This is a genomic window from Sedimentibacter sp. MB31-C6, from assembly GCF_035934735.1.
Lineage (GTDB): Bacteria > Bacillota > Clostridia > Tissierellales > Sedimentibacteraceae > Sedimentibacter.
Genome location: NZ_CP142396.1, coordinates 1,894,018 through 1,917,660, shown reverse-complemented (window position 1 = coordinate 1,917,660; position 23,643 = coordinate 1,894,018). Strand labels below are relative to the sequence as shown.

General features: G+C 31.7%; 19 protein-coding genes and 1 riboswitch. Of the genes, 4 read left to right on the top strand and 15 right to left on the bottom strand.

Going from position 1 to position 23,643, the window contains the following annotated elements; translation table 11 throughout:
• Positions 1-4: 4 nt before the first annotated feature.
• Positions 5-1,168: a dicarboxylate/amino acid:cation symporter gene (locus U8307_RS09190; RefSeq protein ID WP_326907206.1), complete on the top strand. Its 1,164-nt coding sequence runs from the start codon at positions 5-7 to the stop codon at positions 1,166-1,168.
• A gap of 446 nt (positions 1,169-1,614) precedes the next feature.
• On the opposite strand, the gene U8307_RS09185 is transcribed toward U8307_RS09190, so the two are convergent.
• From U8307_RS09185 to ppsA, 9 genes are all read right to left on the bottom strand, one after another.
• Positions 1,615-2,322, bottom strand: coding sequence for a B3/B4 domain-containing protein (locus U8307_RS09185; RefSeq protein ID WP_326907204.1), 708 nt, complete (start codon positions 2,320-2,322; stop codon positions 1,615-1,617).
• Positions 2,323-2,395: 73 nt separating this feature from the next.
• Positions 2,396-3,508 carry a nicotinate-nucleotide--dimethylbenzimidazole phosphoribosyltransferase gene (cobT, locus tag U8307_RS09180; RefSeq protein WP_326907202.1) on the bottom strand — a complete coding sequence of 371 codons (1,113 nt, stop codon included), beginning with the start codon at positions 3,506-3,508 and terminating at the stop codon, positions 2,396-2,398.
• A 229-nt stretch (positions 3,509-3,737) separates the two neighbouring features.
• A riboswitch (cobalamin riboswitch) is annotated at positions 3,738-3,913 on the bottom strand.
• A 72-nt stretch (positions 3,914-3,985) separates the two neighbouring features.
• Positions 3,986-4,219 carry an SHOCT domain-containing protein gene (locus tag U8307_RS09175; RefSeq protein ID WP_326907200.1) on the bottom strand — a complete coding sequence of 78 codons (234 nt, stop codon included), beginning with the start codon at positions 4,217-4,219 and terminating at the stop codon, positions 3,986-3,988.
• Positions 4,220-5,322: 1,103 nt separating this feature from the next.
• Positions 5,323-6,324 (bottom strand): virulence RhuM family protein, encoded by a 1,002-nt coding sequence (locus U8307_RS09170; RefSeq protein WP_326907198.1) that lies wholly within the window; start codon positions 6,322-6,324, stop codon positions 5,323-5,325.
• Positions 6,325-6,456: 132 nt separating this feature from the next.
• On the bottom strand, positions 6,457-7,665 hold the full coding sequence (gene rlmD / locus U8307_RS09165) for a 23S rRNA (uracil(1939)-C(5))-methyltransferase RlmD (RefSeq protein ID WP_326907196.1): 1,209 nt from the start codon (positions 7,663-7,665) through the stop codon (positions 6,457-6,459).
• A 259-nt stretch (positions 7,666-7,924) separates the two neighbouring features.
• On the bottom strand, positions 7,925-8,752 hold the full coding sequence (locus tag U8307_RS09160) for a radical SAM protein (protein ID WP_326907194.1): 828 nt from the start codon (positions 8,750-8,752) through the stop codon (positions 7,925-7,927).
• A gap of 123 nt (positions 8,753-8,875) precedes the next feature.
• Entirely contained in the window at positions 8,876-9,703 is an 828-nt protein-coding gene (locus U8307_RS09155; RefSeq protein WP_326907192.1) for a TrmH family RNA methyltransferase, read from the bottom strand.
• A 72-nt stretch (positions 9,704-9,775) separates the two neighbouring features.
• Positions 9,776-10,507, bottom strand: coding sequence for a hypothetical protein (locus U8307_RS09150; protein ID WP_326907190.1), 732 nt, complete (start codon positions 10,505-10,507; stop codon positions 9,776-9,778).
• A 198-nt stretch (positions 10,508-10,705) separates the two neighbouring features.
• Positions 10,706-13,312: a phosphoenolpyruvate synthase gene (gene ppsA, locus U8307_RS09145; RefSeq protein WP_326907187.1), complete on the bottom strand. Its 2,607-nt coding sequence runs from the start codon at positions 13,310-13,312 to the stop codon at positions 10,706-10,708.
• 183 nt (positions 13,313-13,495) lie between these two features.
• On the opposite strand from ppsA, the gene U8307_RS09140 reads away from it, so the two are divergent.
• Entirely contained in the window at positions 13,496-14,821 is a 1,326-nt protein-coding gene (locus U8307_RS09140; protein ID WP_326907185.1) for an APC family permease, read from the top strand.
• Between the two features lie 18 nt (positions 14,822-14,839).
• On the opposite strand, the gene U8307_RS09135 is transcribed toward U8307_RS09140, so the two are convergent.
• The 3 genes from U8307_RS09135 to dapA all read right to left on the bottom strand — a co-directional run bounded on the left by U8307_RS09135 (position 14,840) and on the right by dapA (position 17,727).
• A complete protein-coding gene (locus U8307_RS09135; RefSeq protein WP_326907182.1) occupies positions 14,840-15,463 on the bottom strand; it encodes a hypothetical protein in 624 nt (207 codons plus the stop codon).
• Between the two features lie 163 nt (positions 15,464-15,626).
• Positions 15,627-16,472, bottom strand: a complete 846-nt coding sequence (locus U8307_RS09130) for a GNAT family N-acetyltransferase (RefSeq protein ID WP_326907181.1) — start codon at positions 16,470-16,472, stop codon at positions 15,627-15,629.
• A gap of 379 nt (positions 16,473-16,851) precedes the next feature.
• Positions 16,852-17,727: a 4-hydroxy-tetrahydrodipicolinate synthase gene (dapA, locus tag U8307_RS09125; RefSeq protein ID WP_326907178.1), complete on the bottom strand. Its 876-nt coding sequence runs from the start codon at positions 17,725-17,727 to the stop codon at positions 16,852-16,854.
• Positions 17,728-17,866: 139 nt separating this feature from the next.
• Here dapA and U8307_RS09120 point away from each other — a divergent pair, with 139 nt between their 5' ends.
• Both U8307_RS09120 and U8307_RS09115 read left to right on the top strand, forming a co-directional pair.
• Positions 17,867-18,877, top strand: coding sequence for an aspartate-semialdehyde dehydrogenase (locus U8307_RS09120; RefSeq protein ID WP_326907176.1), 1,011 nt, complete (start codon positions 17,867-17,869; stop codon positions 18,875-18,877).
• A 10-nt stretch (positions 18,878-18,887) separates the two neighbouring features.
• Positions 18,888-19,874: an aspartate kinase gene (locus U8307_RS09115; protein ID WP_326907174.1), complete on the top strand. Its 987-nt coding sequence runs from the start codon at positions 18,888-18,890 to the stop codon at positions 19,872-19,874.
• A 29-nt stretch (positions 19,875-19,903) separates the two neighbouring features.
• On the opposite strand, the gene U8307_RS09110 is transcribed toward U8307_RS09115, so the two are convergent.
• The 3 genes from U8307_RS09110 to U8307_RS09100 form a co-directional block, all read right to left on the bottom strand.
• Complete coding sequence (locus tag U8307_RS09110; protein WP_326907172.1) at positions 19,904-20,482, bottom strand: dipicolinate synthase subunit B; 579 nt, start codon at positions 20,480-20,482, stop codon at positions 19,904-19,906.
• Positions 20,483-20,484: 2 nt separating this feature from the next.
• On the bottom strand, positions 20,485-21,348 hold the full coding sequence (gene dpsA / locus U8307_RS09105) for a dipicolinate synthase subunit DpsA (RefSeq protein WP_326907170.1): 864 nt from the start codon (positions 21,346-21,348) through the stop codon (positions 20,485-20,487).
• 229 nt (positions 21,349-21,577) lie between these two features.
• Positions 21,578-23,581: an FAD-dependent oxidoreductase gene (locus U8307_RS09100; protein ID WP_326907168.1), complete on the bottom strand. Its 2,004-nt coding sequence runs from the start codon at positions 23,579-23,581 to the stop codon at positions 21,578-21,580.
• Positions 23,582-23,643: the final 62 nt, after the last annotated feature.

Here is a 23,643-nt window from a genome sequence, read left to right as displayed (position 1 = left end):
AAACATGACAGAGAAAAATTTCAAATTAGGTCTTATACCAAAGATTATCCTTGGTATCATCTTTGGTATAATTCTAGGAAGCTTTGCACCAGTGTGGCTTGACAGAATATTTGTAACTTTCACTTCTATATTTGGTAACTTTTTAAACTTTATCATTCCTTTGATTATTTTAGGATTTGTAACAGCTGGTATTGCTGAATTAGGTACCGGCGCAGGCAAACTTTTGGGGATCACAGTTGGATTGGCTTATTGCTTTACACTTATTTCAGGATTCTCAGCATATTTTATTGGCATAAGTTTTCTACCTTCTATAATAACTGCTGAATCAGCAAGCAGTATAGCTGAAGCCGCAGCAGGCCTAGAGCCTTTCTTCATAGTTGAAATGCCCGCTGTAATGCAAGTAATGACAGCGTTGTTAATGGCATTTATATTAGGCTTAGGAATTTCAGTAACTAAAAGCGCACCTCTTAGAAAAGCTGCAGAGGATTTTCAAGCAATAATTTCTAAAGTAATAGAAAGCATTATTATACCTTTACTTCCATTATATATAGTTGGCGTATTCGTAAACATGACATACACAGGCCAAGTAGCAACAGTTTTTTCAGTTTTCTGGAAAGTATTCTTAATTGTTATTGCAATGCATATGATAATGATTTTTATTCAATTCATAGTTAGTTGTACTATAAGCAAGAAAAATATTTTCAAATGTTTAAAAATTCAGATTACTGGTTATGTAACTGCATTAGGAACACAATCTTCTGCTGCTACTATCCCTGTTAACATAAACTGCTCTGAAAAAATGGGCATTTCAAAAGGCATAAGAGAATTTGTTGTTCCATTATGTGCAACTGTTCACTTATCAGGAAGTACTATTACATTAACTACATGTGCATTAGCTGTAATGATGTTAAACGGTTTACCTATAACATTGGGTGCTTTTGCTGGATTTATCGCAATGTTGGGCATCACTATGGTTGCTGCCCCTGGAGTACCTGGCGGTGCTGTAATGGCAGCTTTAGGAGTTTTAGAAGTAGTTCTAGGATTTACAGAACCAATGCTTGCATTGATGATTGCATTGTACATTGCACAAGATAGTTTTGGAACAGCATGTAATGTATCAGGAGATCAAGCAATTGCTATGATTGTTGACACAATTCAGGAAAAGTGAATAAGTAATAAATAGAAAGCTAATTAATTTTTAAAAAGATGCATCAGTAAAATTAAATATACTGATGCATCTTTTATATTCTTTTTACCTCTAAATATGAGGGGATTTTTTTTTATATTGTAAAACCATAATCTTTCCAACCTTTAGATTTATTATAATTATAATAAAATATCATCTTTTATTATTAATTTCAAGGTGCGCTATAAGAAATATTAAATTTTATAAACAATCAAGATAGCACTTATTAAAAAGGCTCCGTCATATGAACGGAGCCTTTTTTAATTAATCTTATTCAATACTACAAATATTCTTTTTTAATTGCGTTCATAATTTTTAAGTGGATCTTTTCCAATATTATAAAAATCCCCTCACATAAACTTAATTGTCATCTTTTCAATTGCATTTAAAGGAATTCTCAATTCTCATAAACCTTTGCCCTCTTATAATTAATCGATTGAAACTTTATTATTATTAATATCTAGAATCGAAATTCTATTTGTTCCTCCAAGATTGTCTTTAACTAATCTTGCTAAATCATTTAAAGCATTCTCAAACTCTTTTAATCTTTTTTCATCAACTAACTCAATACACAAAAATGCATTTCTTGTATTTTCAGTAAGCATTGTTCTTACTGATTCTCGCCAATTCCAGCATCTACAAATAGCACCTTCATTGTCTTTATATACCATTTCGCCTTCATATGGAGGTGCATTTTCATCACTTCCTAATGTAACAAAGTTCTCTCCTCCAACTGCCTTTGTTAATCTTATATCTCCAACAAAAGTATCAATATCCTCTCCACCACAAGGCAATGCATATTTTAATGAAATAGAATTATAAATATCAACCAACGGATTAATAGTACCTATATGATTTCCATTATAAACTCGTTTTAATAATGCTTCAATTGACGATCTTGCGCCTTTCTTTGTTTTAAACTTTTGAAAAGCTTCCCTCCATACTTTTATAACTTCGTTATTGCTAAAATTAGAATCTTGTAAATAATTTAACGCTTCTTTCTCTGACGTTGAAAGCATGTCATTATATTGTTCTTTATCATTTATAGAATTATCTATACCATGACAAATAACAACTCCAATTTTTGCATTAGGGAATAAGTCCCAAAAATCATCCTCAATAATAAAATTTTTCATCAAGTACCTCCTCACTTATAAAGGTATATTATCATAATGCAAAATTTAATTCAAATTATAAAAAACTAATTTTCTAAAAATCTCCTGTCGTTACTCCTGAATCTTCAAAAGTAGCCATTTCATCTGCAATTTTCAATGCTACATCAACCACTGGAAACATTAGTGCTGCCCCTGTACCTTCTCCTAATCTCATGTTTAATAACAATCTTGGCTCTAGTCCCATATATTTCAAAGCTTTTAATTGACCTTTTTCTTCTGAGGTATGGGAAGCTATCAAATATTCAACAACAATAGGATTAAGTCTTGTTGCAACAAGAGCAGCAGCAACAGATATAATTCCATCTAATATTGTTGGTACATTTTGATAAGCTGCTTCTAAAATTGCACCTACCATTGCAGCAATTTCTAATCCACCTATTTTAGTCAAAACATCTATTGGGTCATTATGATTAGGTTTATTAATCTTAATTGCTTTTTTTATTATCTCACATTTATGTTTTAGAGCATCCTTCTTTAACCCAGTTCCACTACCTGTAGCTTCTTCAACACTACAGCCTGTAAATACAGTGATTAAAGCTGCACTTGGAGTAGTATTTCCAATTCCAACTTCTCCTATTGCTAAAATATTTATTCCAGATTCTATTGCATCAGAAGCAACTTTAGCACCTGTTAATAGACTTCTAAGCGCCTCTTCTCTTGTCATAGCAGAACCTTCAGCAATATTATCTGTCCCATTTTTTATACGATTAACCATAAGTTCAGATGGATAAATAGAACAAGCCATACCTATATCACTACATATTAATTTTGCACCTGCATGATTAGCTAATACGTTAATCCCTCCTACTCCACTCAAATAACTATTAAACAATTGAGCTGTTAATTCTTGTGAAGCTGCACTAACCCCTTCTTTTACAACGCCATGGTCTCCTGCCATTAATAGAACTGCTTTTCCCTTAATTTCAGGATATGCAGTACGTTGTATCCCTGCTAGCTGAACAGCAAGATCCTCTAACACACCTAGACTTCTAATTGGTTTAATCTTGGCATCAAGCCTTTCCTGCATTTTTTTTGCTGATTCTAAATCAGGTCTTTTAATTCCTTTAACAATGTCATTTAAGATCAACTCTAGTTCTCTTTCACTTTTACTTTTGATGTTTAAATTTTTGCAAAATCCTTTGTTCATTCTATAATTCCTCCCATATTATATAATTTTGTTATAAAAGAGTTGCTTCATAACGCCGCTAGGGGAGACATAGTTCACCCTTAACGACAAGGACGTTCCGCCCTTTGCAATAACCTCGTTTTTATTATATAGGAAAGGAGAACTTTCCTATATAATAAAAAAAGTCCCGCCATAATAAAAAATATTATGGTCGGGACTTTACCGTCATCACCGATGCTTTCAGTAATTGAAAGACTTCTCTTCCTAGGCAGGTCTCCTGACTCAGACTCAAATGTTCTAACACTCCTTCCCAGCATGCGGCCAGTGGCTATAGTATAGAACTCATCTTTACAGTGTTGGGTACGTACCGGACTCCCACCGGTTTCCCTATTCTCCTTAATGGGCACCTAAGATATAAAGTATATTTAATTAATTTCATTTTAATATAAAATTTGCCTTAAGTCAAATGACATTAGATTTTGATACAAAGAAATTATATTATTTTTTTAGTTGTAATTTTTTTTGATTATATTCTTCTTCTGTTATTTCCCCTTTGGCATATCTTTCATTTAAAATATTTAGAGCATTATTATTCAAGTGACCATTAGTTTTAGATGAAAAATGTAGATAATTAAAAAGAGCTACAATTCCTAATACAGTTATTATAACTACACCTATCATCATGAACCAGCCCCAGCCATAACCCATCATTCCATATCCATATCCCATCATAATATTACCTCCATTTGATTATTGTATTTAACTTAATATCAATTCTTTAATATAAAAAGGCTCTTGATAAATAATATTATTATCAAGAGCCTTCTTAATAAAAATGTACTGATATCGAACTAATTCAGTTTATATTATTTATCTTCTAAACCATTGCACCAGCCATTTTTCTACATTCATCTGAACACATACAGCAAGTGTTGATTTACGGGACGGTTCTACGGTGATTTACGGGACGGTTCTATTTGATTGATGTAAAATATAAACTGCCAATCAAAAAGAACCGTCCCCAAAAATCCCAGTCCCCAAAAATCCCAAGAACCGTCCCCAAAAATCGCAGTCCCCAAAAATCGCACTGCCAATCAAAAAGAACCGTCCCCAAAAATCGCATGTATTTGCATTAACAACCGTTTCGCAATACCATTAGGCTCCAAGTGATTACTATTTATATTCAAATCACTTTTTGCATTCACGCATTAAATATACAAGGGTAAATTATTACTCATTATAAAATCTAAAAATTCATCTTGAGTATTGATTTCTTTATACAAGCCTCCAGCAAAAACAAAAACTTCTTTCCATTCTTCTCGATTAACCAAGTCTGTATATAAATCAACATTTTCAGATAATGGATAGTTACTTATTAAAAAGTGTGCAGTACAGTATTCTTTGGCTTCTGTTAAAAATATCGCTATTATTGCTTTGCTTTAGCACGGTTTTTCCAACAGATAAAAGGAATGGATTTATAAACAACTTATAATAGTTGCTTGGAATATTAACGATTATACCCTCATTACGCAGTTCTTGCCGAATAATCTGTTCATCTAATGCTGTCAGATAGTATTTTTTTTGCTCTCCCAATCCACCGTGGTATCTATTAAAACGAGAGGTAAAGAAAAAATAGTTATTAGCATATTGCGCAGAAATATTGTTTATCTCAGCAAAAAATTTTGTCCGAGCGTTCTCTTGAGTAATATCATCAATGCCATCAAAGATAAATATAATTTTTCCAGCTTTTAGCCATTGAACTATTAGACTTTCAATTTTTCCTTCACTGAATGGGCTGACTTTATATTTTATGCCACTGGCAATGTCGGGATAAATTATCTTTTGTCTATTTCACCTAGTAACTTCATTTCCATATCTTCCAATGCTTCTATATAATCTTTTTCTGCCTTAGAAATATCTCCTAATTGTGACTCCTTATATTTCTTATACTCTTCCTTAGCCTTTAGTTCAGCTGTCTTAGCACTAATCTTCCCAGCATGTATTAGAATTTCATGCTTGGACAATTTCAGAAATCCATCCAATGTTTCAATCCAATCTGACATATACATTGGTATTCTTCTTCTTGCTTGCATTTCAGCAAATTCAAGGTAAGCAGAAACTATACTGTTTAATGCAGATAATTCCTCTTTTGTACAATAATTTTTTGCTACTAATGCGTCCGCCTGTTTAGGATGTTCCCCTTTAAAGCTGAGCATTCCCATATACGGCTTGTCTGCATCTGCCGAGTAATAAATCTTTTCTGCTGCTGTTTGTCCATGAGCTGCCCAATGCATTTTATTCTGTACCGTTTTAAAAAACAAAGTAGATGCTTCAGCTCTAGGGTCATAGTCCACACTTGTTGCATAGATATCAAGCACTTTTCTCCAGAATACTTTTTCTGATGAACGAATATCACGAATACGCTCCAACAATTCATCAAAATAAATACCTCCACCATTATTTTTTAATAGATCATCATTCATGGCGAATCCTTTTTTCATATATTCTTTTAAAACATTGCTCGCCCAAATTCTAAATTGAGTGCCTCGCAAGGACTTTACACGATAACCAACAGAAATAATTACATCTAAATTATAATAGTCTACTTGATAACTCTTTCCATCAGAAGCAGTGTAGGCAAATTTTGCCCACACTGAATTTTTTTCAAGTTCTCCTTCTTTAAAAATATTTCTTATATGTTTTCCAATTACACTTCTATCACGCTGAAATAATTCTGCCATTTGGTCAATAGATAGCCACACTGTATCGCCATCAAAGGTAGTTTCTATTTTAGTCAAACCATCGTCTGTTTGATACATTATAATTTCAGAGTTCATATTCATTCCCCTCATATACTTTTCCTTTATTATACATGTTTCAACAAAACATTTCCATTATATTACCTTTTCGTAAGATTTGATTCTTCAGCTTTTCTCGCTATCTCATCAATGGGAATCTGTCCTTCTTCATCACCAAACTACACATTTACATTGATATGCGTGTCTGTTTTTTTTGTGGGAGATCGATACCACCGTCTCAACGTGTTTTGTTCCTGGAAACATATCAACAGGAACAGCTTTCTTAACTTCATATCCTCTCTTTACAAGATAAGCCAGATCTCTTTCCAGAGTTACAGGATTACATGAAATATATACAACTTTATTTGGTTTCATTGTTACCATTGAATTTAAAAATTGTTCCGTACTGCCAGATCTAGGTGGATCAAGAAACACTACATCAACTAATTGTTTTTCTAATGCTATTTGCTTCATAAACTCGCCAGCATCTTGGTTATAGAAAAAAGCATTTTTTACTTTATTTCGTTTAGCATTTGTAATTGAGTCCTTTACAGCTTCCCTGTTAAGTTCAACCCCAATTACATTTTTGACATAGTCACTGACAATTATACTTATGGTTCCTATTCCACAGTATGCATCAATTATTGTTTCATCACCTTTTAATGATGCAAATTCAATAGCCTTGCTATAAAGAACTTCTGTTTGAACAGAATTTACCTGATAAAATGATTTAGGCGATATTCTAAAAATCTTATTACTTAAGGTATCTTCTATGTATCCTTTCCCATACAGCACCTGTTCTCTTTCTCCTAAAACCATGCTAGTTTTTTTATTGTTAACATTCATAACAATTGTTGTTATTTCAGGATGCACCTTCAAAAGTGCCTTTATAAAATTTTTTTTAGAAGGAAATATATGAGAAGCAAGAACTAGCACAACCATTATTTCGCCGCTTTTATGCCCGGTTCTGATTAATACATGGCGCAAAAGTCCAACTTTTGTATCTTCATTGTACGTTCTGATTTTAAATGATTTAAGCATTCCACGAATTGTTACTATGATTTTGTCAGCACGTTGATCTTCTATTAAACAGCTGTCGATTGGAACTACCCTATGTGTTCCTGCTTCATAAACTCCTGAAATGACATTTCCTTTCTTATCAGTATCAAATACTGCATGAACCTTATTTCGATAATAATATGGATTTTCCATTCCAATTATTTTTTCTACCTTGCAAAATTTATCTAACAGAGTATTAACCTGTTTTTGTTTTTCTTCTAATTGTTTCTCATAACTATAATGCTGTAGCTGACAACCACCACATTTATTTACAACCGAGCAATTTAATCTATTCGAAGTATTGTTTTTATCTGTTTTCATTGAAACCCCTTTTTATTATTTACTTATTTAGTCTTCACGAAATCTACTTTTTATTTTAGTTTATTACCAATATAACACAAAAAAATCTTTCTGTTAATTGTATTTATTTTAATCGCTTATTTTTATTATATTAAATATTTTTTAAACAGTTTTATTTTATTATTCCACAAAAATTAAGGTGATTAAGCTATTTCCTTAACCACCCTCTATTTTAATTAAATTTTTAAAACTAGGATATGCAAGACGTACTTTACAAGAGTCATTTTTGTATATATTTTGTTATTTCATCTATCAATCTTCCTCTATCTTGTTTCAATGTACCTTTTATTTTAACAATATTTGTCGGATGCGTCGTATCAAATATCATTAACTTTTTTGGTTCGAAATTTTCTAAAAGCGTTCTTATTTCTACTAATCTTTCTTTTTTATCTGAAGAAATATAATCGCCTCTTTTTACCATATTGTTTAACTCTGTTCCTTCAAAGATTGTTAGATTCATTGTAATAACCCTAGTTGTATTGAATTGATTAATCATTTTAGCAGTCGCAACAGCATTATCTATAGATTTACCTTTACCAGCCATTCCATACATTATAATAGAATTAAATGGTATTTTTGCTTTATTAAGTTTCTTTGCTTGTTTAATTGCTTCATTTACCGTATGATTTTTATTCATCAATTTTAATATATCGTCACTACCTGTTTCAAACCCAATATAAAGCATTCTAAGCCCTGCATCATGAAGAATAGAGAGTTCTTCTACTGAATATTTAGAAATATTTTTTATGGACGCATACGAGGCTACACACGCACAATATGGCAAATAGTAATGTATCATCTCCAGTAATTCCATCATTTTGTCAAATCCTATTGACATAGGATCTGCACCAGTTAAAAATACTCTTTCAGTATATTTATATATATTTAGCAATTGCATCTTTATATCAGAAAATGAAACTTCACAGTATTTATCATCTTTATACATTGAACAAAATGCGCATTTATTATATGAACATCCTGATGTTACCGGTAATAAAACAGTAGTCATTTCATCCTTCGGATAATAAACCGTATCATTTCTATACATACTTCCTCCTAAATTCTATATAAATACTTTCATTATTTTAAATACATTGAGAATACATTTTTCTCTTCTGTTTTTTGTATATGCTATTATTATATAAAGGAAATTTAGCATTTATTCATTTATTCATTTCTTCTTACTTCTTTGCCTTACCGTTTCATAAAACATAATTGAAGCTGCACACGCAACGTTAAACGAAGATGCTGAACTACTTGTATCCATTGGTATTGTAAACACTATATCGCTTATTTCCTGCATTTTATGTGATAATCCTTTAGTCTCATTACCAATCATGAATAGTATAGGAGATGTTAAGTTGCATTCATAAATTTCCTTATCTGCATGCGAACTTGTACCCATAACCTGTAAATCCTCGTATTGATGTTTTAATGCAGAAATCCAACTAATGATACTATCATTGTCTGCGATTCTAATAACTGGAACTTTAAAGAAAGACCCCATTGATGCAGCTAGTGTTTCAGGGTCATATAAATCAACTGCATGACCTGTAATTACAAGACATTCAACTCCTAATGCATCACATGATCGTATTATTGTGCCTAAATTACCTTTATTTGATGGTCTATCAAACAAGGCTAAAATAGGATTATCACTTAATTTGATTTGTTCTAAATTATCCTCTCTCATTTGTACGATAGCCATTAATTCTGATGTATCACTTTTACCACTTAAATCATTCATAAGAGTACTTGTCAATTCAAAATTTGTTTGTGTTTTTGTATTTGAAATAGTATCAGTTGCCCAAAAAGACAACTTCTTCTCAAATGAATATATAAATGAATTTACTGTCCATCCATTTTTAATAGCCTCATTTATATTACGAACGCCTTCAACAAAGAATTCTTTATATTTATATCTCTTATTTCTATTATTTTTTAAAACTTCAAACTTCTGATATTGAGCATTTTTTGAATATATCCTTTGTATTTTCATATACTGTAACTCCTTAAGTTTTTAATTTAAATGTCCAAAATATCACATGGTGTACTACTTGATTTATATCTGTTATCCATCATAGCTATTTTTTAGCTTTAAGATACATATTTGCCTTTTACCTACTTTAAATTTCTCAAGCCTTACATATTTTTCATTATTGAATTTTTGGCTCTTATCTGCAATAATTGCCACAACAGATTTATCTGATAATATAGGTAATAAATTTTCGAGCAATATATTTATTGCAACTGAATTCTTATCAGACCAACTTGCCAAATTGCCATATGGAACATCAGTTATAACAATATCTGCCTTAAAATTTTTATTTTTCAATATATCAGGAGCAAGTATATCTGCTTCAAAAGTATCAACATTAATTTTAATATCACTACTTCTAACAATATTTAAAAATTTATCAACACTTATCAATGCATCTAAATGAGATGACTTATTATATTCATCTATCATTTGTTTTATTTGATTTTTTCTCATTATTAATCCATCCTCTGATAATAAAGCCAAATTACTTTTTGAAAACATAATAGACTTCATACTAACATCAGAAGCGATAATGTTTTTTATTGTTTTAGCATTAAGTAAACCTAGCACTGTAAGCATATAAGAACCCCCACAACAAGGGTCATAAAGAGTTATATCTTTCTTATCTGTATAATGTAAGCATCTGCAAAATATCTCACCTGCTAATCTAACAGGAAAGTTAGGCATACCTGGTTTATGATAAAGAACTCTTCCGCTTGAAAAGTCAGCAAAATTATCGTTATTATAATATTTGTAATTCAAGTTAACCCTCCAATTTTAATTACAACATATTAACACGCATATCTACACGTGCAAGGTAGTTATTTCCATTTTTTAGCCCTATTTCTATCCTATCATACTAACAGGTGTATGACAAACAAAATGTCTATATATTTTATCTGGGTTGATATGATATTGATAATATAACACCACTTAAGCTTGGTGTCATATGTATGGCAGTTATAGGATTTCTACATACCCTTCTGTTCCATTTACACGAATTCGTTGGCCATCTTTTATCAGTTTAGTAGCATTTTCTACTCCGACAACTGCTGGCAAGCCATATTCACGTGCGATAACCGCTCCATGAGTCATCAGCCCACCTACTTCTGTGACCAGCCCTTTTATGGATACAAACAATGGTGTCCAGCTAGGGTCAGTAAAGGAGGTAACTAATATATCATCAACTCCTAACTCCGCATCTTTCAAGTTTAAGATGACGCGTGCTCTTCCCTCTATAACTCCAGAAGAAACTGGTAGACCTACGATAGCACCCGTTGGGATATTTTTTCGTTTATACTTACCTACAATAATTTCACCATCAGATGTAATAACACGTGGGGGCGTTAGTTTTTCATATAATTTATACTCATCTTGAGCTTTTTTGATTATCTGATAATCAAGTTTATTTGTTTGAACGACCTGGCGAAGTTCTTCAAAAGTGAGATAGTATATGTCTTCTTTTTTATGAATAACATTGTCTTGTACTAATCGCTCTGCTTCTTTCATTATAGCCTGCTTATAGACAAATAAGTGATTAACTATGGCATACTTTGGATGCTCACGATAACCGCTGAAATTTCGTATTATATCAATTACTTGTTTTGTTTCTTTTGCCTTTTGTTTTCCATCCGGTAATTGTTTCAATCTCTCCAGTAACTCTTTTTCCTTTTTCAAAGCTTCCTGTCGACCTTGCTCAAACTTTATATAACTGGCATTAGATTCAAAGTTCTTGATGTTATTAAGAATCATGGGAATAAGTGTAGATGGTTTTTCGCTCCAACGAGGTCTAGTAATATCGATCTCTCCGCTACATCGCATTCCGTATTTGCTAAGATAAGAATTGATAGCATCAATTGTTTCCTGACCACCATCAAAATTAATTATTGTTTCCATAAAATTATCATATTTATCATGTTTTAAATAATTAATTATTTCTGGATATAGGCGAATTACATCTGCCAAATCCAATAGCGCTAGCCCCATTTCCGAGGTAACATTATTTGATACTGATTGAGAAAGTATGTCTACTACATTCTTTTCACCTAACCATTCATTCATCTTTTCATTAATCCATAATGAAGCATTCGTAACACCCATAATCACACCCATGTTTTGTGGATTAAACAAACTCTTCTTTAATTGTTGGATATCTTCTAAAATAAAATCAAATAAATCTGATCCTGATTTGCTTTGGATATTTTGTTTTGAAGTTTCGATTAATAATTGACTGCTTTTAATCAACTCTGAAACAATTGCCGGATCATTTCCTACCTGTGTTTGAATATCCTCAGACGACATGCCCTTATTGCTTTTTTTAGAACTTTGTTCAGCTAATAGGGGAGTTATAAAATCGCACCTCTCAATGATGGTAACCAATGCGTCTTTCATAAGAGGGTCGTGTTGCTCCATATTATTTAATAAAACTTGTCTGCTATCTGGTGAAGCAAGTATATGTGCAACATCAACAAACAGCCTTCCACCACCTTTAAACATCTGTCCAGATGCTATTAACTGCCATATAGACAATCCTAGTGGCTTCATAGGGTCGGTCATCATTTGTTGGTGGCCTACTGATATATAGACATGATTTTGTTCATCATTTATTTCAGGGATTGGATATAAAGTAGTTATTGGTCTACTCTGAACAATATAAAATGTGTCATCAGCCAGACACCATTCTATGTCCTGTGGATATAAAAAATGTTCTTCAATCTTTCTGCCTATGTGCTCAAGCTGCAAAATTTGCTCATCAGTCAGCGCTTGACTATTCTGCATCCCAAATTCAATTTCCTGTTCTTTCGTGCCACCATCTTGTACAGCATAAATACCCAATGTCTTAGTAGATATCTTCTTTTGAATTATCTTTCCGTTGCATACTTTATAGTTATCAGCACTTACCATTCCTGAGACTAAAGCTTCACCAAGTCCGATGCTAGCGTCAATAGATATTACTTTCCTATTAGAAGAGACTGGGTCAGCAGTAAACAAAATTCCAGCCACCTGAGGGAACACCATCTTCTGAACAACCACAGAAAGGTAAATTTTACGGTGATCGAAGCCGTTTTTTATACGGTAAGTTATTGCTCTCTCAGTAAATAGGGATGCCCAACATTTGCTAACATGCTTTAGGATTGCATCCATTCCTACAATATTTAGGTACGTATCTTGTTGTCCTGCGAATGAGACTGTTGGTAAATCCTCCGCAGTTGCGCTGGATCGTACTGCATAGGCACTTTTTTCTCCAAGTCTGGATAGATTGCTCTTAATCTCTTCGATAATATCTTCAGGGATGTCTATCCCTTCGATGACTTTGCGAATTTCAATGCTAAGTTCACCAATTTTATCCCTATCTTTCACCTTAAGAAGTGATAACTTATCCAGTAATTCGTTTATCAATGATGTTTCATCAATAATTCTTTTAAAGGCTTTAGTAGAAATACAAAATCCATCTGGTACATGAACACCTTCAATTTTGGATAATTCTCCTAGGTTTGCACCTTTACCCCCAACAACCATGAGTTTTGTTTTATCAATGTTCTGAAAATCAAGTACGTACAAGCTCATATATTTACCTCCCTTTGATTCCATAATATAATTCCAACAATTCATATTAATTTCTATTGCATTATATCACTTGTAAATGAGAACAAATAGTCTATACTTACAATTTTTTATATGATATAATTAAAATGAAGAGAATTATATTTTATATTTGAATATATTTAAAAACAAAATATGGGAGACATCATGAATCAACAGAAGTATAGCATTTTTACAACAATTGCAATGATAGTTGGAATTGTAATTGGATCGGGTATATTTTTTAAAAGCGATAATGTTTTAGTTTATACAAGTGGAAATATTTTGCTTGGAATAATAGTGTTCGTTATTGCTGCATTTAGTATAATATTTGGAAGTTTATCTATATCAGAATTAGCATCACGAACAGATGTTGCAGGAGGTATTGTAACATATTGTGAAACATATTGGAATAAATCCATTGCATGTGCATATGGTTGGTTTCAAACCTTTATATATTATCCCACAATAATATGTGTAGTGGCTTGGGTTTCGGGAATTTATATTACTATGCTATTTGGTATAGAATCGACACTTGAAATTCAAGTTTTAATTGGTTTGATTGTTATTACTGTTTTATACTTAATTAATTTATTTTCATATAAAGTTGGTGGGTATTTTCAGAATGCATCAACTATAATAAAACTTGTACCATTAATTATTATAGCAGCTGCAGGAATAATTTTTGGTAATCCAATACCAGTAATACAAAATAATTTCAATACAGCGACACAAGTAGGTTTAAGTTGGGTTGCAGCAATTGGACCTATTGCATTTTCCTTTGATGGATGGATTGTTTCAACTTCAATATGTCATGAAATTAAAAACAGTAAGAGAAATCTTCCTCTAGCTTTAATTATTTCACCAATAATTATTTTAACAATTTATGTTTTGTATTTTATAGGCATATCTACTTTTTTAGGTGCTGATAAAGTAATGAACATGGGTGATACTCATGTTAATGAAGCAGCCATAAGATTATTTGGAGAAATGGGAGCTAGATTAATATTGACATTCATAGTTATTTCTGTTTTAGGAACAGTAAATGGCGTTATAATTGGAATGATAAGAATGCCATATTCTTTATCTATTAGAAACATGTTTCCTAAAAGCAGTAAATATAATGTTGTTTCAGAAAAATACAGTGTACCAATTAAATCAGGCATTATAACTTATATAATAAATATAACTTGGATGATAATTCATTATATTACACAAAAATTTAATATGCTACCAAATTCAGATGTTTCTGAAATTTCAATTGTTATAAACTATATAGGATTTATACTTATGTATATAGCAGTAATTAACTTGGCTCGTAAAGGTGATATTAAAAACAAAGTAAAAGGTTATGTGGTTCCTGTACTTGCTATAATAGGCTCATTGTTCATTTTGTATGGTGGTATGCAAAATCCGTTGTTTATATATTATGCTCTGTTTTGTATAACTGTTATTGTATTAGCTTTAGTTTATTATGAAAAAACTAAAAAATAAATGCAGGTACTGTATCTTTTACAGTACCTGCACATCAAAGGCTGTTGTTTGAGGTGGTATGCTCATAGTCATAAAATTTGCATGTTCTATTCTTACAAAATCACCAGGTCTTATATTTCTCAGTCTTATTATTCTTCCTCTCCTATCTCTAATATTAGTTGAATCTGTTATAATAAACCTCATTTGACTGTAGATGTCAAAAGGGTCACCTGTATACAAAAAACTATTTACTAGGTCAACATCCATTACTCTTCCTTCAGTAAAGGATGATTGCATACTATCATTTAGAACAGTTATGCTGTATGCTGTAGATTGAGGTGGAATACTTCTAGTCATTGCAACTGAAAAAACAGCATCTACTCTCATTCCCTCTCTTAAGTCTCTCAATAACATGGGTTGCCCAAATTGGTCTCTAATAATAGTATCTCGCCCAATAACTAAAGTTACAACCTGCATATTGAGCACATTAAATTCTCCCAAAACTCCATAGGAAATTGTCACTAATCCACTTCTGATATTTACATTCTCAATAAGTGCATCATTTACTCTTATAACATTGCTTCCTCGATTTCTCATCATCCTATCAGTAATAATATCTATAGTCCAATCCCTTAATCTTTGATCTTTTATTACATTATCCATTTTTACACCCCTCATGTCATATATAATTATATATATTCAAAAGGATTATAAAGGTTATATATAATACTATATTTTTTTTAATTTTACCCCAATGCTTGTGATATAAAAAACTAATTATTTTTAGATGAATTCTTATAAAATTTTATATTTCATCATTCGCCTGTTATATTTTTAAAATCATTTCATACTGAGCTACGATACGTTCAAATCCTAATTTCAACAAAAAATCTTCAGTAGACTTAGATATATTATCAACGTTAAGAACACTGATTTTATTTGAATCTGTATTTTTTATTAAATCAGTAATTATACATCTTGCAATCCCTTTACCTCTATAATACCTATTTGTTGCTATTTGAGGAATATCTCCTGTTCTTCTATCAATAATGCCATATCCTACAATAGCACTATCAAACCGTACAATAGAATATATTAAATCCTCTGCTACAGCATTGATTGAATCAATAGAATTCTGCCATGATGGCTTAATATCCCAAAACTCTGTTAATTGTTCCCAATCCATTTTGTTGACATGCTCAACTTTACAGGTTGTTATAGGGTTATACTTATTTTTATCTAACTGAAAACATGTAAATTCTCTTTGAATCTCGAACCCCTGTTTTTTGTAAAGCTGAATTGCAGATGTATTAGATTTAATTACTTCAAGTAAATATTGCTCTATTTGTCTTTGTTTAATTAATTCTTTGATATTCAAAAGCATATTATTAGTTATACCTTGTTTTCTATATTCAGCTATAACACCTGTACCTAGATCATAAACAGTAGGTTTCCCATTCCAACTTCGAAATCCATTCAAAACGAAACCTACTAACATCTCACCTTTAAAAGCTCCTATGGATAAATCCGGTACATAGCCTCTTCTTTTAAGCATTAATATAAACTTCCAAATAGGCAAATCTATTTTAACTTGGTAATCAGAAAATGCATCCAAAAATACTTTATGAAGTGATTCATTACTAGTTTTAGTTAAAAATTTATATTCAAACATTTATTATTTTTCCTTTCTAGTTTGTTCTCAGCCATAGATATTTTTATTCTTTATACAGGTAAAAAAATAGTGTTTTAATTATTTTACGCTAATCTTACAATATTTTCAATAAATATAATAATACAATAATTTTTAATTTCTTTTAATTAATTTAATAATGTAAAATAGGGTTTATTCTAAATTTACCTAGGACAAATACAGTGTTTGATTTCTCCTTACAGTACAATTATATCCTATTTATATAAACATTTCCATATTTATTATTTTAATACAGTGGAATTAAGCCAACCGATAAAAAAATCAGTTGGCATTCTAATTCCTCTTCTTTTAAAAAAAATACGCGTATATCTCATTGAGACAACTATTTTTTTCAATAGCTTTAAATCTTTCCTAATTCCTTTAAATCTTCTCTTAAAACTTTTAGTACATCCTCCCTTGCTTCAGTTAAAGGAAGTCTTACTCCTCCCACATTTACTCCTATTAAATTTAATGCTGCTTTTACCGGTATTGGATTTGATATTATAAATAAGTTCTTAAAGATATCTAATAGTTTTAGGTGTATCTCCATTGCCCTTTTAGTATCATTAGATACGAAAGCATCTATCATTTCCTTCATTTCTGGACCTACTACATGAGCTGCTACACTAACTATTCCATAACAACCAATTGACATTGCAGGAAGTAACATTGAATCATCTCCTGAATAAATTAAAAAATCCTTAGGGATGCGCTTTATTATTTCGGCAAATTGAATTATATTTCCACTTGCTTCTTTCAAGGCTACTATATTATCAATTTGAGCAAGTTTTTCTATTGTTTCAGGTAATAAATTGCACCCGGTTCTACCAGGTACATTATATAGCATAATTGGTAAATCAACAGATTTTGCAACTTCCTTAAAGTGACAATACAAAGAATCCTGATCAGGTTTATTATAATATGGAGTAACTACTAGAAGTCCATCAACCCCTGCCTTTTGTGCAGCCCTTGCATTTTCTATAGTAGTTTTTGTATTATTTGTCCCAACCCCTGCAATTATTGGAACATCTACACATGTCTTTATAATCTTATATAAATTTATTTTTTCATCATCTGTTAGAGTTGGAGCTTCTCCAGTTGTTCCTGTTATTACTAAAGCAGTATTTCCCTCCTCAACTAATTTAATTGCCAGTGAACCAGCAGCTACGAAATCAACTTTTAAATCTTCATCAAAAGGTGTTACCATAGCCGTTATCAATCTTCCCCATTTAACCATATCATTTCCCCTTTCAAAAAAATATTGTAATCCATTTTATGTAATAACCTAGTATTTGCTAACAAAAAAGAGTTTTCTGAATAAAATACAAGTATCTGATTACTGCGGTAGTCTTAGAAAATTTAAGGAGGAGTTGATTTTGGATAATTATAATGTAGCAATCGTAGGAGCCATGGGAGCTGTTGGCAAGGAACTTACAAAGATTCTAATTGAACGGCAATTTCCTATTAAATCTATCAAATTATTAGGCACATCTACTAACAGAAACAAAGAAGTAAAATTTAAAGATGAAATATTATATACCGAAGAAGCTTGTGAAGGAGCATTTAAAGATGTTGATATTGCATTCTTTTGTGTAGAAGCTGACATAAGTAAAAACTTATCCCCTATTGCAATTAGAGAAGGAGCTATTGTAATAGACAATAGTAATGCTTTTAGAATGGATGATAATGTTCCTTTAGTAGTTCCTGAAGTTAATCCTGAAAGTTTAAAAAATCATAAAGGCCTTATAGCAAATCCCAACTGCTCTACTATACAAATGCTGGTACCTTTAAAGCCGATACATGATAAATATGATATAAAAAGAATAGTTGTATCCACCTACCAAGCTGTTTCTGGTACTGGTAAAAAAGCAATTGATGAATTAAATGAACAAACAAAAAATTATGTAGATAAAAGAGAAATAAAGCATTCAGTATATCCTTTTCAAATCTTATTTAATGCTCTTCCACAAATAGATTTATTTCTTGATACTGGATACTCTAAGGAAGAAATGAAGATGGTCAATGAAACACAGAAAATCTTAGATGAAAAAATTAAAGTAACAGCTACAACGGTTAGAATACCTGTGTTTAGAGGACACTCTGAATCAGTTAATATTGAAACAAAATTACCTTTTACTATTGAGGAAATTAAGGATTTACTTGAAGATTTTTCTGGAGTTATTGTATTAGATAAGCCTGAGGAAAAACTATATCCTATGCCTTTATTTTCAAAGAATACCAGCGATGTTTTTGTTGGCCGTATTAGACGTGATTTTACCTTAGAGAATGGACTTAACATGTGGATTGTGGCAGATAACTTGCGTAAGGGTGCAGCATTAAATGCTGTTCAAATAGCTGAATCACTTATTAAACAGAAACTTATTTAGGAGGCAAAAAATGGGCATAGTTATTCAAAAATTTGGAGGAACTTCTCTGAGGAATTTAAGTAATCAAAGTAAATTTCTTAAACTAGTAAAAAAAGAAGTAGAAATTGGTAGCAAGCTTATAGTAGTGGTATCCGCAATGGGTAGAAACGGAGACCCTTACGCTACTGATACTTTAATAAATCAATTAGAGAATATAAGTACCACAATAAATCCAAAGAAGAAGGACTTAATTATGTCAGTTGGAGAAACCATTTCTGCAGCTCTAGTATCACATCTATTAGAAAGTGAAGGTTTATCTTCAGAAGCCTTAACTGGATTTCAAGCCGGAATAATTACAGATAATACTTTTAATATGAGTAAAATAATAAATATCAATACAAATAAAATCCAAGAATATCTAAATAATAATGATATTGTAGTCGTTGCAGGATTTCAAGGAGCTACAAAGGATTTGGAAATAACCACACTTGGTAGAGGAGGTAGCGATACAACAGCTGTTGCACTTGGAGGATATTTAAATGCTGAAAGAGTAGATATATTTACCGATGTGCCTGGAGTTGCTATTACTGATCCAAGGATAATACCAAACACTAGATATATTAAGAAAATTTCCTATGATGATATGTATAGATTCGCAATTAACGGAGCAAATGTAATTCATCCAAATGCGGTTTTGCTTGGAAAACAATATAATATACCTATAAGAATCCTATCGACCTTTATGGATGGTTCAGGTACACTAATTTCCAATGATAAAAGTGATTTAGGAATAATAGGATTTGGAATAAAAAAAACACATGAAAACAATTCAATTATATCCTTTATTTTTAATTGTAATTATAAGGATGAAATTAAAGAAGAATTAGATAAATTTTTATTAAATGAAAAAGAACATCTAATTAAATTAGAATATTTTAACGATAAAGCTTATATAGTAATTAAAAATAAAGTGCTCAATGAATTTTTACAAAGATTATATTCAAATTTCATCCAATAAAATAACGGTGCAGATTCTGCACCGTTATTTTATACTAGTAAAGGTTGATATTGTTTGCCTATTATTGCCGCTTCAATTGTTTCTTCAATTTTATCAAATTTAGCTATTAAAGAATTTGGTTTATTTATTGCATCATCCTGACCAAAAGGTACGAAGTATATATTCTTTGTATTTAATAATAACCCGATATTTTTAGCACTAGCTCCAAGTCCATCATTAGTTGCTATAGCTAAAACTAAAGGTCTTTGATTTCTTAAATGAGCTTTGCAAGCCATGGTCACTGACGTATCAGTTATTGCATTTGCAAGCTTTGCTGTTGTATTACCTGTACATGGAGCAACTACAAGAACGTCAAGTTTTAATTTAGGCCCTACAGGTTCGGCTTCAATTATAGTCTTAATTAATTCCTTACCAGTAATCTCCTTTAATTTATTTTTCCATTCTTCAGATGAGCCAAATCTTGTATCAAATGTATCCACAGCATGTGATATTATTGGATAAATATCTGCGCCCTTATTTGCTAAATCCTCAATTATTGGGAATACATTACTAAAATTACAGGATGAACCTGTTAATGCAAAACCTATTTTTAATCCTTCTATTGACATATCTATACTTCCAACTCCTCTATAATATTATAAATTGTGTCTTTAATAACCGTAGCGGCAGATACTGGTGCCACCTTCCCCGGAAGACCTAAAGCAGTTATAGTCTTTATCTCCAGTTCTTTTGCAGCTTCTAAATCAACTCCACCTGGTTTTGATGCTAAATCAATAATAATACAATTACTATTAATGCATTTTAGCAATTCTTTATTTAATATCATCTGGGGTATAGTATTAAAAACAACGTTCATCCTTGGTAAATATGTCTTTAATTCTTTTAGGTGTATTGGAATATAGCTATAATTCTTTATCCAAGCAAGATCATTATAGTTTCTTGCTTCCACATGTACATTTGCTCCAATTCCATATAGCATCTTTGATAAAATCTTTCCGATTCTCCCAAAGCCTAACACTATAACATTGGAGTTATGAAGAGTAGCAGGCATTTCTTCCATTGCAACTTGAATAGCTCCTTCAGCTGTTGGTATTGCATTTAAAATCTGCATTTCTTCTCTTTTAAAATAATCAGCTGATTTAAGATTCCTTTTTTTTAGTTTTTTTTCATGTTCAATACTAAATTTTCCACCCATAATCATTTGCTTTTCAGATATCAAATTAAATACCTTATCAATTTGAATTACTTCATTTGAAAACGGGGCATTTACGTTTATATTATCAGTAGAAAATGGTAATGGAGCTATAATAACATCAGCATATTCAATTGCTTCATTTAAGCTTACTGGTTTGTCTTTATACTGCTCCAACTTGTCAAACCCATAAATACAAACATCATTTCCGTCTTTCACTAACAAATTGCCAAGCTCTAAACTTCTCTTATCTCCTCCTAATATGGTATATTTCAATCCCATATCGCTCCTCCTTATAGAGTTTTTCACACTGTTATATCTTATGCTAAAGTGGAGTTTCCGTGAACCCATTTAATTAACATTATTGTTGATATACAAACAGGTGAAAGAAAATGAGTTATATAAATTTATAAAAACATACTTTGAATTTACGTTACAATTATAAAAGTATTAAAAAGGAAAGAGTTGATCATCTCACTCTTTCCTTTTTGTTGTTCTTGTTTTGAATTAGTTATTTTTTGCCTAATAAATCAATTTTTATTCCCAATGAATTTTCTGTTGCTCTTGCTCCTACCAAACGACCTGAATTGTAAGCCCAACTCTGTGCTGCTCCTTCAATCGTATGAGCATAATGATCTGAATATAGTCCACCTGCATCCGCTCCTGCAGCATATAGATTTTTAATAGGTGTATATCCATTTTTTGCATCATCTAAAACAACTTGGAAATTAGCGTTGATTCTTGCTCCTCCAACTGTACATAAGTTATTTGGAGTAATTTGGAATGCATAGTACGGTCCACTGCTCATTTCGTACATTAATTCTCCATCCTTGCCATACATAGTGTCAACACTATTTCTTGCATCTTCATTGTATTTATCCATTGTTACTTGTAATATTTCAGGATCCATACCTGTAAGTTCTGCTAATCCTGCCAAATCATCAGCTTTCTTTACATCACCATTATCTACCATTTTACCTACAATCTCTGTCAGCTTATTCCATCCTTTGTGAAGTGGTGTAATATCAGGCATAGGTCCCATTGCTATATTTTCTTTCATGCCAGCCGCTGCTGCGCCTTCATTTTCTAAAGTATTTAATAATTCCTCATTGTATATAAACCATCCATAACTTCCTTGAGCTACTAATGCATTTGTGCTTAAGGCTCTATCATAAACTATACCTTCATTTGCATAACGAAATCCATGTGCATCTAACCAAGGGATAATCGGCATATATGCTACAGAGTTAGTTGCCTGATAAAGGTCCATGAATTCATAATCTCCTTGAATCTTTGAACCTCCAGCTACATTAAATGTATGTAATACCATAGCTTCCATACTTCGAGTTGCCGCACCTTGACTCAGTGCCATATTAATTCCATCGCCAACATTGGTATTATATCCTGAAGCGTTTACCGATACACCGTTTAATGCTTCTTTTACCATTTCATCATTGCCCACGAATCCACCTGATGCTAATATAACAGAATCCGCATTCACTTTATAAGTTGTGCCATCTTTACCTTTTGCTATTACGCCTGTTACTACTCCATCTTTTGCTATAAGTTCGTTAGCCGGTGTTTCAAAATATACTTCAGCTCCATTCTCCTGTACAATTCTATCTAACATTGCACCTAATTGCTCTGAAGTCTTTGTATAGTCATCGTATTTATGGTAACCGTTAGTACCTTCTGCATGACTTTGCTGAACTGCTACATCCATTTTGTGGAATATAACTCCTCTTTCTTCTAACCAGTCTGCTGTTGTATGAGATAAATCTAAAAACTGCCTTACTAAATTTGCATCAGCTTTCCAGTCCATTTCATTCATCCACATTTCAAATATCATATCAGTATCTAATTTTTCATGTCCTAGCTTACGAGCTTGTTCACTGTCAGCAGCAAAGAATCCACCGCCATTTGCAGTTGTTCCTCCCGGTATTGCAGCTTTTTCCAATACAATAACCTTTGCACCATTCTCAGCTGCTGTTACGGCTGCAGCTACACCTGAACCGCCTGCTCCAACTATTACTACATCCGCTTCTAATTCCTTTTCTCCAGTTACAATCTCCTTGATTACTTCTTTAGTAATTTGTTCTTCACTAGCTCCTGCAGATAACAAAGCAGCCTTTACAGCTTCTTTTATACCATTGCTTGCGCCCGTTGCACCTGATATAGAGTCTACTGCAACAGATTGAAATTCAATTATACTATTAGGAATTTCAGTAATTGCATTAGTAGCTATATTTTCAGTTTCGCTATGGCTTACTACTTCTATATCAGTAATCTTATCAACATCAACTGTAACTTTAACCTTTATTGGTCCGTTGAAACCTGCTGCTTCTCCTTCATAAATACCTGGAGTAAATATACTTTCATCTTTTATTTCTTCATTTGCTTGTTCTTGACCTTCTTTTGAAGTCTCTTTAGGTACACAACCACTTAGTATCATGCTGAAAACTAATAACATGCTAAGTGATAGCATTAAAGTTTTTGTAAAAATGTTTCGTTTCATTTTATCCTCCCAAATAATATAATAGATAAATTTTGTTATTTATTTATCTAATTTGATTATAA

Excerpts from the sequence above, each read along its gene's own strand:
- U8307_RS09190 (WP_326907206.1), top strand. The coding sequence starts at position 5 with ATGACAGAGAAAAATTTCAAATTAGGTCTTATACCAAAGATTATCCTT.
- U8307_RS09185 (WP_326907204.1), bottom strand. The coding sequence starts at position 2,322 with ATGAAAAATTTTATTATTGAGGATGATTTTTGGGACTTATTCCCTAAT.
- cobT (WP_326907202.1), bottom strand. The coding sequence starts at position 3,508 with ATGAACAAAGGATTTTGCAAAAATTTAAACATCAAAAGTAAAAGTGAA.
- U8307_RS09175 (WP_326907200.1), bottom strand. The coding sequence starts at position 4,219 with ATGATGGGATATGGATATGGAATGATGGGTTATGGCTGGGGCTGGTTC.
- U8307_RS09170 (WP_326907198.1), bottom strand. The coding sequence starts at position 6,324 with ATGAACTCTGAAATTATAATGTATCAAACAGACGATGGTTTGACTAAA.
- rlmD (WP_326907196.1), bottom strand. The coding sequence starts at position 7,665 with ATGAAAACAGATAAAAACAATACTTCGAATAGATTAAATTGCTCGGTT.
- U8307_RS09160 (WP_326907194.1), bottom strand. The coding sequence starts at position 8,752 with ATGTATAGAAATGATACGGTTTATTATCCGAAGGATGAAATGACTACT.
- U8307_RS09155 (WP_326907192.1), bottom strand. The coding sequence starts at position 9,703 with ATGAAAATACAAAGGATATATTCAAAAAATGCTCAATATCAGAAGTTT.
- ppsA (WP_326907187.1), bottom strand. The coding sequence starts at position 13,312 with ATGAGCTTGTACGTACTTGATTTTCAGAACATTGATAAAACAAAACTC.
- U8307_RS09140 (WP_326907185.1), top strand. The coding sequence starts at position 13,496 with ATGAATCAACAGAAGTATAGCATTTTTACAACAATTGCAATGATAGTT.
- U8307_RS09135 (WP_326907182.1), bottom strand. The coding sequence starts at position 15,463 with ATGGATAATGTAATAAAAGATCAAAGATTAAGGGATTGGACTATAGAT.
- U8307_RS09130 (WP_326907181.1), bottom strand. The coding sequence starts at position 16,472 with ATGTTTGAATATAAATTTTTAACTAAAACTAGTAATGAATCACTTCAT.
- dapA (WP_326907178.1), bottom strand. The coding sequence starts at position 17,727 with ATGGTTAAATGGGGAAGATTGATAACGGCTATGGTAACACCTTTTGAT.
- U8307_RS09115 (WP_326907174.1), top strand. The coding sequence starts at position 18,888 with ATGGGCATAGTTATTCAAAAATTTGGAGGAACTTCTCTGAGGAATTTA.
- U8307_RS09110 (WP_326907172.1), bottom strand. The coding sequence starts at position 20,482 with ATGTCAATAGAAGGATTAAAAATAGGTTTTGCATTAACAGGTTCATCC.
- dpsA (WP_326907170.1), bottom strand. The coding sequence starts at position 21,348 with ATGGGATTGAAATATACCATATTAGGAGGAGATAAGAGAAGTTTAGAG.
- U8307_RS09100 (WP_326907168.1), bottom strand. The coding sequence starts at position 23,581 with ATGAAACGAAACATTTTTACAAAAACTTTAATGCTATCACTTAGCATG.